This window comes from Shewanella sp. MBTL60-007, from assembly GCF_019654915.1.
Taxonomy (GTDB): domain Bacteria; phylum Pseudomonadota; class Gammaproteobacteria; order Enterobacterales; family Shewanellaceae; genus Shewanella.
The window spans coordinates 15,197-27,330 of sequence record NZ_BPET01000018.1 but is presented as its reverse complement, the minus strand read 5'-3'; the positions used below and the strand labels follow the sequence as shown (position 1 = coordinate 27,330).

Genomic DNA, 12,134 nt, shown 5'->3' with positions numbered 1-12,134 from the left:
CACTTAATAGAGAGAGGAATGCCATAAGCACAGCACAAATTGAATCGTTGAGATTAACGCTTGTTAAATCTGCGTAAAGCTCTCCAATTGTGGCGATAAAAGAGTGAGCCACATTCAAATAACGTAATAAAGAAATTGGTGCTTTAGCACTTATAATTTTCGGATTAACAAAAAAAGCCCTGAGCACATACATGCTCAGGGCTTTTTAAATACTTCACCCGGTTACAGGTTGAAGCTAAACGCGGTCATTACTTACGGTTATGACGCTTACGCTCGTTTTCAGTCAAGTAACGCTTACGAACACGGATGTTCAGCGGTGTTACTTCTACTAATTCATCATCATCGATGAACTCAAGAGCTTGCTCAAGTGTCATTTCGATATGCGGAGTTAGTACCTGAGCTTCGTCAGTACCTGATGCACGCATGTTAGTTAGCTGCTTACCTTTCAAACAGTTAACTGTTAGGTCGTTTGCACGAGCGTGAAGACCAACTACCTGACCTTCGTATACTTCTGCAGCGTGACCAATGAATAGACGACCACGCTCTTGCAGACCGAATAGTGCGAACGTTAGTGCTTTACCAGTAGCGTTAGAGATCAATACACCACGTGCACGTTGACCGATATCGCCACCCTTCACTGGACCGTAATGGTCGAATGAATGGTAGATAAGACCTGTACCAGAAGTGGCTGTCATGAATTCAGTTTGGAAACCGATTAGACCACGGCTAGGGATAACGAAGTCGATACGTACACGACCCTTACCGTCTAACTGCATGTCTTTCATGTCACCCTTACGAGTACCAAGCTTTTCGATCACTGCACCTTGATGTTCTTCTTGAACGTCAACAGTTAGTGTTTCGAATGGCTCACACATCTCGCCATCGATCTCTTTCATGATAACTTCTGGACGAGAAACGGCTAGCTCGTAACCTTCACGACGCATGTTTTCAATCAAGATAGATAGGTGAAGTTCACCACGACCAGATACGCGGAAACGATCTGGGCTGTCAGTCTCTTCAACGCGAAGTGCCACGTTGTGAACGAGTTCCTGCTCTAGACGCTCAAGGATGTTACGTGAAGTTACGTACTTACCTTCTTTACCCGCGAACGGAGAAGTGTTTACCTGGAAAGTCATTGTTAGTGTTGGTTCGTCAACAGACAATGGAGGTAATGCTTCAACAGTCGCTGTAGCACAGATAGTGTCAGAAATCTTAAGCTGACCAAGACCTGTGATCGCTACGATGTCGCCAGCGTTAGCTTCAGCAACTTCGTGACGCTCTAGACCCATGTAACCTAATACTTGGCCAACTTTACCGTTACGCTTGTTACCTTCAGCATCGATGATAGTTACTTGCTGGTTAGTCTTAACGCTACCACGCTTGATACGACCAACACCGATAACACCCACGTATGAGTTGTAGTCCAGCTGCGAAATCTGCATCTGGAAATCACCTTCAGCATCAGCATCTGGTGAAGAAACTTTTTCAACGATCGTTTCGAATAGCGGCGTCATGTCAGCGCTAACTTCGTCTGGATCTAATGAAGCAAAACCGTTTAGTGCAGAAGCATAAACGATTGGGAAATCTAGTTGCTCGTCAGTCGCACCTAAGTTGTCGAATAGATCGAATACTTGATCGATAACCCAATCTGGACGCGCGCCTGGACGGTCAATCTTGTTAATAACAACGATTGGCTTAAGGCCTTGAGCGAAAGCTTTCTTAGTCACGAAGCGAGTCTGTGGCATCGGACCATCTACTGCGTCAACTAGTAGTAATACTGAGTCAACCATAGATAGAACACGCTCTACCTCACCACCGAAATCGGCGTGACCTGGAGTATCAACGATGTTGATACGGTAATCGTTCCACTTGATGGCAGTGTTCTTGGCCAGAATCGTGATACCACGCTCCTTTTCAAGATCATTTGAATCCATCACCCGCTCAGTGGCTTCTCCTCGAGACTCAAGGGTTCCTGACTGCGCCAGCATCTTATCAACCAAGGTAGTCTTACCATGGTCAACGTGTGCAATAATGGCGATGTTACGTAAATTCTCTAACACGGCTAAACCTCTTACCATCGGTATATAAATAGGGGGGATTTGCAACTCACTAAAGCCAGTTTAGTATAGTAGTTGCAATAAAAAGCGTGACATTCTACTCTAGCTCGGCGCTATCTCACAGGATTATTTTTAACCAATCGTTAAAAATAACTCTTTCGCATTGATTTTTTTCGTCTTAACGTCCGCTTTTTATACACTTTTTTATAGTTTTGCGATGTGATGCCATTGACGTCAGATTAAATAATAAACAATGTCTTTTATTGGATATTTGAGCCTCTTCTCGCTAAATTACGCCCCCTTTTCCTCTTTAATCACTCAAAAATCTCACTGTCTTAAATCTGAATAACACTTATCGAAAATGGGATACTAATTCCTTGAGTTAGCTCCTATAAAAAACCAACCAGCTTAGCTAATGTGTAGCTGTTGTAAGTGGGACGAACATAAATCCGCTAGAGTCAGAATGGCACTGCACAACAATAGCGCGTGCACCACATAGATCCATTGAGTGCACCAAAATAGTGCAATCATGATAACTTTAGCCTGGAAGGCAAATAACTAATCTATTATTTTCAATAAGTTAAATTATTGGCACGAGTCTCGCTATATGAATATCAGAATCGCGTTCAGCGTTAAATATTAAAGATAAAATCAAGGGATTATCCTTTACCCTACTCGGAGACTCTAGAATGTCAGCAGAATCAGTTTTAAAACAACTAGTAGAATTAGAAGTTAAGTTCGTTGATTTGCGCTTTACCGATACTCGCGGTAAAGAGCAGCACGTTACAATTCCAACTCACCAAGTTGATGCTGACTTCTTTGAAGACGGTAAAATGTTTGACGGCTCTTCAATCTCTGGTTGGAAAGGGATTAACGAATCAGACATGGTATTGATGCCAGATCCAGCAAGTTTTGTACTGGACCCTTTCACAGCTGAAACGACTGCAAACATCCGCTGTGACATCCTAAACCCAGGCACAATGACAGGTTACAACCGTGACCCTCGCTCAATCGCAAAGAAAGCTGAAAACTACCTACGCTCTACTGGTATTGCTGACACTGTATTAGTCGGTCCAGAGCCAGAGTTCTTCCTATTTGACGATGTGAAATACGGCGCGGACATGTCAGGTTGTTTCTACAAGGTTGATGCTGAAGAAGCTTCTTGGAACTCTGGTACTCACTACGATGACGGCAATACAGGTCACCGTCCAGGCGTTAAAGGTGGTTACTTCCCAGTGGCTCCTGTTGACTCGTCACAGGATCTACGTTCGGCAATGTGTTTAGTACTTGAAGAGATGGGTCAAGTTGTTGAAGCGCATCACCACGAAGTGGCGACTGCGGGTCAGAACGAAATCGCAACTCGCTTTAACACCCTAACACTGAAGGCCGACGAAGTTCAGGTACTTAAGTATGTTGTTCATAACGTTGCTCACGCATACGGTAAGACAGCAACATTTATGCCTAAGCCAATCGTTGGCGACAACGGTAGCGGTATGCACGTACATATGTCACTAGCTAAAGATGGTACGAACCTATTTGCCGGTGATAAGTACGGCGGATTAAGCGAGTCGGCTCTGTTCTTCATCGGTGGTGTGATTAAGCATGCTCGCGCAATCAACGCATTCTCTAACCCATCTACAAACTCATATAAGCGTTTGGTTCCACACTTCGAAGCACCAGTTATGCTTGCTTACTCTGCAGCTAACCGCTCTGCTTCTATCCGTATCCCAGTGGTACCAAGTGCAAAGGCACGTCGTATCGAGCTACGCTTTGGTGACCCAGTTGCTAACCCATACTTAGCATTCTCTGCAATGTTGATGGCAGGTCTTGACGGTATTCAAAACAAGATCCACCCAGGTGAAGCGATGGATAAAGATCTATACGATCTTCCAGCTGAAGAAGCCGCTGAAATCCCAACAGTTGCAACTTCACTAGAAAATGCACTTGAGTGCCTAGATGCTGACCGTGAGTTCCTAACTCGTGGTGATGTATTCTGTAATGACTTCATCGATTCTTACATCAAACTAAAGTCTGCAGACGTTGAGCGTATCAACCAAACAACTCACCCAGTAGAGTTCGAGCTTTACTACAGCTTGTAATCCCTCTGAGTTGACTCGCTAACCCGAATAATGGGTTAGCATTAAAGCCCTAAACAGCGATGTTTGGGGCTTTTTTATTTCCTTGTCTGCCCGCCACTCCCCTGTGACCTATAGTTTAACTATCTTTATGCCAACAGGAATATTGATATGTGGCAAAAACTTAAACCCTATCGCTCCTCAATTATCTTACTTTCGGCTCTGATGCTGGGTGGACTTATAGGGCTCCTCTTTCCAGTGTTTGCACTTAAGCTTAAGCCCTTTGGCCAGATATTTCTTAACTTGCTGTTTATGATTATCGTGCCTTTAGTTGCAATTAGCGTGACCTCCTCTATCGCTCATATGACAGATTTGAAAAAGCTCGGAGCCATCTTAATCACTATTTTTCTCGTCTCCATCATCATGGCTATCATCCCAACCGTAGCGATTATCGGCCTCGCCTCTATTTACGACCCAGCGCAGGGCGTGACCTTAGATCTGCATCAACAAGTGAGCACGGGATCAGGTGAAATGGACTTTGTTAGCCTACTCACCACCAATGACTTTATCGGTTTACTGTCTAAGTCCAACATTCTGGCACTGATTATCATGTCAGTCATTGCAGGTATAGCAATTGGCCAGTCAGGAAAAGACGGCGAGAAAGTCTCAGCTCTACTTGATAGTTTTAATACTGTGATCATGAAAATTGTATCTATTCTAATGCTCGTTGCCCCCGTGGGGCTTGGCGCCTACTTCGCCTCAACTATGGCCAGCCAAGACACAGAGCTATTAAGTACATTTGCCCGTGCCATCGGCTTATTCTTTATAGCCGCGGCGATCTACTACACCTTAGGAAGCACGCTATATGCTTGGTTAGGTGGTGGCATTAATGGCGTGAAACAGTTTTGGCGCAACGCCATTGAACCTTCGGCAACTGCGTTAGGCACTAGCTCCTCACTAGCCTCACTCCCAGTGAACATACGAGCCGCTAATAAGATGGGAATTAAAGAAGAGATAGCTGATATCTGTCTGCCGTTACTAGTTAATCTAAATAAGGGCGGCGCGGCGATGACCACGGCACTAAAAATAGTGTTTATCTATTCGATACTTGGATTAGATTTTACTGCAGATGTATTTGCACTCACGATCTTAATTTCAGTGCTATCGGCCTTCGTCATTGGCGGTGTGCCTGGCGGCGCTTTCCTCGGCGAGATATTTATCGTTACCACACTAGGCTTACCCATAGAAGTGATCCCGATTCTAGTGATTATAGGCGCTGTCACTGATGCTCCTGCTACTGTGATTAACGTGATCCACGATCTCAACGCCACCCAAATTATCGAACGGATTAATGGTAAGCGTTATCATAGGCTATCTAGTTAACACAAAGCCTAGGGCTTATGTTTGAGCCTTTTATGCTGTAGGAGAGACTATTTAAAAGTATATACCGCGACTCGACCACCATGCCCCCCAGCCACCAGAGTATTGCCGTCAATCGCTAGGGTGAAAAATCCCTGAGTTTCGCCATTAATCAGCAGTGGCTGCCAACTATAACCATGATCATGTGAAATATCGGTCGACAATTTGCCCGATGCAATACAAGTTTCCTCATAACACGCCATAGCGGTGCGTAGGCCTGGGGTAGTACCTGGGGCTTTATGCCAAACATAGCCTCTTCTATAGACCAAGTTAGCATCATGCTTGTCCCGTTGTTGATAATCACCACCCAGCACAAATAGATCACCTAACGCATTAAATGCTAAGGCATAACCCCCTGCGGTTTGGGTATCATCATAAAGAGCAACTGGATGCCTACGCCAATGACTCCCCGAATCTGCACTACTATAGGCTGAGCTGCTATAGCCGCCCGAGGTAAACCAAGCCTTACCGCGCTTATCAACAATTAAGGTATTGCCGCTAGCGGCAAAAGCGACCTCTTTATCTAGTAGGCTAGGCAGAGAATCTTTAGCAATGCGCTGCCAGGTTTTGCCACCATCGGCCGTACGTAAAATGACATAACCACCGCCAATAGGGTCGCCGAGTAACAGCCCATTATTGCGATCCCAAAAAGCGATAGAGTTGAAAAAACCTAACTCATCAGGATTATCAAACAGTAACTGCCAACTTAAACCTTGGTTTTCAGTTACATAGAGTTTAGATAAGCCACCTTGACCTGCGCCCATCACTATCGCCGTATTAACATCGAACACTTCAATATCGCGTAAATCAGTCAAAGGGAACCCTTTAACCGATATATCTAGCCAGCTGTTACCGCCGTCTTTGGAAATATAGACACTATTGTCACTCCCCGTTACCCAAGCTACGCCATCAAGTACCGCACTGCCTCTAAAAGCAGTACCGGGTGTAAGCTTCTGAATATTCCAATCCATGGCAGATGTGCTAAAACAACACAGGCTGAGTAACAGCATGAATGTCTTCATAAAACCCCTTAAAAATGCTCCATGACAATCACTATCGGCCAAACGGCGTCGATAGGCAAGCTTAGAAAACAGACAGAACGAACTCATACACTCGCGGTGCAACACCGATAGATTAATTAGTGGGAACTAAATAAAACACAATTAAACAACAAGTTAGCAACAAAAAAATCTGGACACTGCCTAAACTATGAACTAAATTAAAAGTGTGACACAGATCACCATTAGAGTAATAAGGAACCTACTATGAGAAAAACAGTAACTCGGGTAGCACTGTTGAGTGCAGGACTACTACTTTCAACGACAAGTCTTGCCGCTATGAGTCCTATTACGGAATGTAATGATTGCTCAAGCCAAGCAGCATTGTCGGCGGCAAAAGCACAGCAAAGCGATAGCGTTTATGTGGTTGATTTTGTTAATCGCACCGCTCAGAAATTTGTCACTGACGACAAGGGTGCCGCATTACTGACTAAGCTATCAGTGGGTGAATTAAATCATCTCAACCAAGAATTCAATCACCGCAAAGTGCATTTAAGGGCAGTAAAGCCTTAAGCTTAAAGTGATATGACAGGCCTTAGGCCTGTTTTTTTTACCTTTCTACAGCTCGTTATCACGATTAGCCTTTCACTATCGGCATTCCTTTATTACAGACAGAAGGCGCTCGACATCGGCCATGTCATTATAAATATGCGGTGATACTCGGATCCCTTCACTACGCAAATCCACACTTACATCGGCCCTTAGCAATGCCGCTAACACCTGCTGCTGTTTCCCACCAAAATCTAAAATGAGGGTACCGCTGCGCTTAGCCTCAAGCCGAGGTGATACAAGCTCTGTCTCAAATTGCTCAGCAATCACATCGATTAACCATTGGTTATGTTCGCGAAGTTTATGGGATCCCATTTCGGCAAAGTAACCTATGCTGTGCGCTGCAATTGCATAGGGGGCTATCGATGGTGTTCCGCCCCAAAACTTAAGTGCTGTCGGATGATAACGAAAATTATGAATATCGAACTCGAAGGGGTTTTCATGGCTAAACCAGCCCACGTCTTTGGGTTGACAGCCCTCAATATGCTGCGGGCTCACCCACAAATAGGCTGCTCCAGGACCACCGCATAACCACTTAACGCTAGAGCCAATCATAAAGTCAGGTTGCAAAGCGGCAAGATCGAGCGGCACGATACCGGCCGATTGAGCCACATCGATAAGTGTCAGCACATTCTTAGATTTGGCAACGTCCACTATGTCAGCTAACGGAGCTTGCTGCCCAGTATTAGAATAAACATGGCTAACAAACACTAAATCAATATCCACGTTAATATACGACTGCCAAACGTCCGCTTCAGTGATATCCAGTTCTTTTGGAATAAAACGTAACTCACAGGAATCCGGCAGTGCTTTTTGCAGGGCAAAGCCCATGCTTGGAAAGTCAAGCTCACTCATCAGCACAACCGCCTTATCATGCGCAAGCTGCGGTAACGACATCACTAATTTGGTTAGTGCACTAGAAAGGTTAACCTGAGGGCAGAACTCTTCAGCCGAGCCATTAAACAGCTTTGCTAAACTCATGGTAAACTGGTCGATTACCGTTAGCCACTCTTGCCACGGCTCAACTCCCGAGGCTTTCCAAGGGGCAAAAAATTGCTGGCTAAATGCTTGCTCAGCATCTTTCAGCGGTCGACCAACAGAATGGTTAAGCAGGTAGCTTCCCGCCGCTAAGCTAAAATCCTCTTTAAAAGATTGCATATTACTTAGCCTCCAAACTCGCTGTTAACGCTTGCACATCGTCAAACCGAGTTTTAATGTCACTCCGATACACTGCGGCACGCCGATCACGCAGCTTCTCTAATGAATTGAGTAAAACGGGTAAAGGAGGACCACTTGCGGTCACCTTCGACATATGTTGCTGCTCCATGGTTTTCGAAGGCTCGGCAATATACTTAGTCACCAATTCATTATGGTGTTGAATGGCTGTTTCTCCGTGTAATGCGCACACCTCAAGAAACAGCTTTACATTGTTTTGATACCAAGGCTCATGACGTAAATGCATCATGTTAAGCAAATCATCCATAAAGCTATTTCGGCGCATACAATCACGTAAGATAGCCTGATCTTCTGGCATCATATAAAGGAATTTATCAACTAACATCTGCGAATATCCCGGCTCGTTGGCATTACAAAGCCCAAGCAGCATATCAATCACATTAATCCCAGCAAAGTCACCAGCATTGGCACCACGATAAACCTGACTCCCCACACGGTAAGGCTTGTAGTAAGGGCGCACACAATAGAAAAAATCATCTGCATCGAGCTCTTGAAACAGTACCCTATTCGAGTCAATCACATCCCTCAGTGCCTGCTTAGCAACTTGGAGCAGATCATAGGCGATGGGGTGATCTATACCTAAAGGCTGGATCTTTAACAGCGCATCGGCGGCACGTTTATAGGCCAAAATTCCTTTGGTGTTGTAATCGACAAACAGCTTCTCGGCATCTAGATCGGTAAAGCGTTTATACAAGCCTCCCTGTGCACGGTTATGAGTAGTAAGATGAGCAGTAGCAAATCTTGGCGTTACACCAATAGAGGCACCGATATGCATGGCTAAGGCCGATGCCTCAGTCAGCGGCGAGACTCTCTCCCGCGAGGGTTCGGTGATCTCATGGCGGCGACAGGCGGCCATATACAAACCCACGTTACCCAGCAGATCAAATGCATGATCAAAGCCTTCGTCGGTATTTCCCTCCGCCAGCAAGCTCACAATAAGCTCTCTACCTTCAGACTCTAACTGGGCTTTTAAATCGTCACCGACACCTTCTACATTCGCGCGATCAGCCTGTAAACGATAAAGATGCTCTAGCTCATTATTCAGTGCTACAAATCGAGTACGGATCCAATGATCGAACGCCTGAGTATTTTGCGTCATTGCCTATCCTTTATTTTTCTGGGCTCTAACCATGAGTGAATTAAATTAGCCTAGCAGCATACGTACGGTGTAAATCATTAAACTAAGCCAAATTACTTCCAATTAAGATCGAAATCCCCTATAAAAAGCCTAGTTAATATTGATATTCACCATAAGAAAAGAAAGGTTGCCAAGATGGATAACAAAGATCGCAATATACTCGCCATATTACAGCGTCACGGTCGTATTGCGATCTCAGAACTCGCAGCCAGACTGAACATGTCAGATACGCCTTGCCTTCGCCGTGTTAGAAAACTCGAGCAAACAGGTGTTATCAGTGGTTACGCGGCACAGATAGATCCTAAAGAGGTGGGTCTTAATGTGGTGGTATATGCTTTTGTGCGATTAAAAGAAAACTCTGATCAGCACGCAATACTGTTTGAAGAGAGTATGGAAAACTTGGAACAAGTTATGGAATGTTCCGTGGTAACCGGTGCCCATGATTACCTACTCAAAATCGTCGCCAGTGACCTACTCAGCTACGAAAGTTTCGTCAAAAAGTCCCTAGGCAGCCTAAACTGTATCGCGGGCATAGAATCAACCGTCGTGCTAAAACAAAACTTCTCACGCAGTACTTTGCCGTTATAACGACATTTAAAATGTTCAAAAAACTCCAACAACAAATCACTAGACGACCGGTCTAATTGTGTTAAGCTGGTTTACATGAAAACGACTCCTCAACAAACACGGCAGCATATTATCGATTCAGGCTACAGTCTGATTGCGAGTAAAGGCTTTTCAAATGTTGGTCTAGCGCAAATCCTTAAGTTTGCCGATGTGCCTAAGGGCTCTTTTTACCACTACTTCAAATCTAAGGAACAGTTTGGTGAAGAGATCATTACCGACTATTTTAAAAACTATTTACACAGTATTGATACGCTGTTTGCCGTAAATAACGGCTCAGGCCTTGAGAGACTCATGAGTTATTGGCTGCGCTGGCAACAAACTCAAAGTGATGCTTGTGTTGACCAAAAGTGCCTAGTGGTCAAGCTCAGCGCCGAGGTTGCAGATCTTTCCGAGTCAATGCGTCTAGCCCTAGACAAAGGCTCATCAGCAGTTATTGCTCGCCTTGCTGATTGTATTGAATCTGGGATAGAAGATGGTTCAATCCCGAGTCTTAATGCAGCGCATACCGCTGAAGCCCTATACCAGATGTGGTTAGGTGCCAGTTTAAGAAATAAATTATCTCGTGATCCAAATGTCATTGAACGCGTATTGCTGATGACCAAAGCCTTGTTGGCCAACCCGGTTTCCTCTTTGAAATAAACCATTGAGTTAACCATCTTTAAATGACCGACAAATTTATCTCCCCCGCCTAAGCTTAAGGCGGGAATTTTTTACAAATTTACTAGACGACTGGTCTACTAAAATTTAAACAGCATCATTCGACCACTAGGGTCGCTGAATAGGATTAATCATGTATAGCTTCGATTATTACAACCCAACACATATCAGCTTTGGTGAAGGTAAGATTGCCGAACTCGATAACTTAGTTCCCCAGAACGCAAAAGTGTTAATCCTGTTTGGTGGCAACAGCGCCAGAAGCACAGGTACACTCGACGAGGTAAAAGCGGCGCTAAAGCAACGTAATGTGGTTGAATTTGGCGGCATCGAGGCCAATCCCACTTACGAAACCTTAATGCAGGCCGTAGAGGTGGTTAAACAGCAAGAGATCGACTTCCTCCTCGCCGTTGGCGGAGGCTCGGTTATCGATGGTACTAAGTTTGTTGCCGCTGCGGCGCTATTTGAAGGTGAGCCATGGGATATTCTTTTAAGTTGGGGGGCTAAAGTCACCCAAGCAATGCCTTTTGGTACAGTTCTGACTTTACCTGCCACAGGTTCAGAGATGAATAGCGCGAGCGTGGTCACCCGCAAAGAGTTTCAAGCTAAATTGTCTTTCATGAGCAACCATGTTTTCCCTAAGTTCTCAATATTAGACCCGAGTAAAACTTTCACCCTACCTGAGCGCCAAGTGGCCAATGGGGTTGTAGATGCCTTTATTCACATCACAGAGCAATATCTAAACTACCCGGTTAATGCACCTGTCCAAGACAGATTTGCCGAAGGCTTACTACAAACCCTCATTGAACTTGGCCCTAAAGCATTAACGGAACCTAAAGACTTTGATGTGCGCGGCAATCTGATGTGGGTGGCAACCATGGCATTGAGCGGTGTGATTGGTAAAGGCGTACCACACGACTGGGCTACTCATATGATAGGCCATGAGATCACGGCTCTGTATGGCATCGACCATGCGCGTACTATCGCGATGATCTTGCCAGGCATGCTCGATGTACGCCGTGAAGGCAAGCAAGAGAAACTGCTGCAATATGCCGATCGAGTCTGGGGGATTAACCAAGGTAGCCAGAATGAGATCATCGATGCTGCTATTGGTAAGACCCGTGAATTTTTTGAGACCATGGGGATCAAGACTCGCTTATCGGATTACAATTTAGATAGCAGCAGTATCGATGAAATCATTAACCAGCTTGAAGCCCACGGCATGACGGCACTGGGTGAAAAGCAAGATGTAGATCTAGCCATGAGCCGCAAGATTTTAGAGTGTAACCTGTAAACCAAGATAAAACTATATAAGAGACCT

General features: G+C 44.9%; 10 protein-coding genes. 6 read left to right on the top strand and 4 right to left on the bottom strand.

The features are described 5' to 3' along the window. Positions 1-248 precede the first annotated feature (248 nt). Positions 249-2,060: a translational GTPase TypA gene (typA, locus tag K5Q92_RS08380; RefSeq protein ID WP_220768556.1), complete on the bottom strand. Its 1,812-nt coding sequence runs from the start codon at positions 2,058-2,060 to the stop codon at positions 249-251. Between the two features lie 686 nt (positions 2,061-2,746). On the opposite strand from typA, the gene glnA reads away from it, so the two are divergent. Together glnA and K5Q92_RS08370 are read left to right on the top strand one after the other, a co-directional pair. Then, positions 2,747-4,156: a glutamate--ammonia ligase gene (gene glnA, locus K5Q92_RS08375; RefSeq protein WP_220768555.1), complete on the top strand. Its 1,410-nt coding sequence runs from the start codon at positions 2,747-2,749 to the stop codon at positions 4,154-4,156. Positions 4,157-4,303: 147 nt separating this feature from the next. Next, positions 4,304-5,515: a dicarboxylate/amino acid:cation symporter gene (locus K5Q92_RS08370; RefSeq protein WP_220768554.1), complete on the top strand. Its 1,212-nt coding sequence runs from the start codon at positions 4,304-4,306 to the stop codon at positions 5,513-5,515. 47 nt (positions 5,516-5,562) lie between these two features. On the opposite strand, the gene K5Q92_RS08365 is transcribed toward K5Q92_RS08370, so the two are convergent. After that, the gene (locus K5Q92_RS08365; protein ID WP_220768553.1) at positions 5,563-6,573 is read right to left on the bottom strand and encodes an oxidoreductase; all 1,011 of its coding nucleotides are present in this window, start codon (positions 6,571-6,573) and stop codon (positions 5,563-5,565) included. 243 nt (positions 6,574-6,816) lie between these two features. Between K5Q92_RS08365 and K5Q92_RS08360 the strand changes: the two genes are divergently transcribed. Then, complete coding sequence (locus tag K5Q92_RS08360) at positions 6,817-7,122, top strand: hypothetical protein (protein ID WP_220768552.1); 306 nt, start codon at positions 6,817-6,819, stop codon at positions 7,120-7,122. 75 nt (positions 7,123-7,197) lie between these two features. On the opposite strand, the gene K5Q92_RS08355 is transcribed toward K5Q92_RS08360, so the two are convergent. Next, positions 7,198-8,316, bottom strand: coding sequence for an aminotransferase class V-fold PLP-dependent enzyme (locus K5Q92_RS08355; protein ID WP_220768551.1), 1,119 nt, complete (start codon positions 8,314-8,316; stop codon positions 7,198-7,200). Position 8,317: 1 nt separating this feature from the next. Continuing rightward, positions 8,318-9,493 (bottom strand): monodechloroaminopyrrolnitrin synthase PrnB family protein, encoded by a 1,176-nt coding sequence (locus K5Q92_RS08350; RefSeq protein ID WP_220768550.1) that lies wholly within the window; start codon positions 9,491-9,493, stop codon positions 8,318-8,320. A gap of 174 nt (positions 9,494-9,667) precedes the next feature. Here K5Q92_RS08350 and K5Q92_RS08345 point away from each other — a divergent pair, with 174 nt between their 5' ends. The 3 genes from K5Q92_RS08345 to K5Q92_RS08335 all read left to right on the top strand — a co-directional run bounded on the left by K5Q92_RS08345 (position 9,668) and on the right by K5Q92_RS08335 (position 12,107). Beyond that, complete coding sequence (locus K5Q92_RS08345; RefSeq protein WP_220768549.1) at positions 9,668-10,120, top strand: Lrp/AsnC family transcriptional regulator; 453 nt, start codon at positions 9,668-9,670, stop codon at positions 10,118-10,120. 75 nt (positions 10,121-10,195) lie between these two features. Next, complete coding sequence (locus K5Q92_RS08340; RefSeq protein WP_220768548.1) at positions 10,196-10,798, top strand: TetR/AcrR family transcriptional regulator; 603 nt, start codon at positions 10,196-10,198, stop codon at positions 10,796-10,798. Positions 10,799-10,949: 151 nt separating this feature from the next. Then, on the top strand, positions 10,950-12,107 hold the full coding sequence (locus K5Q92_RS08335; protein ID WP_220768547.1) for an iron-containing alcohol dehydrogenase: 1,158 nt from the start codon (positions 10,950-10,952) through the stop codon (positions 12,105-12,107). Positions 12,108-12,134 lie beyond the last annotated feature (27 nt).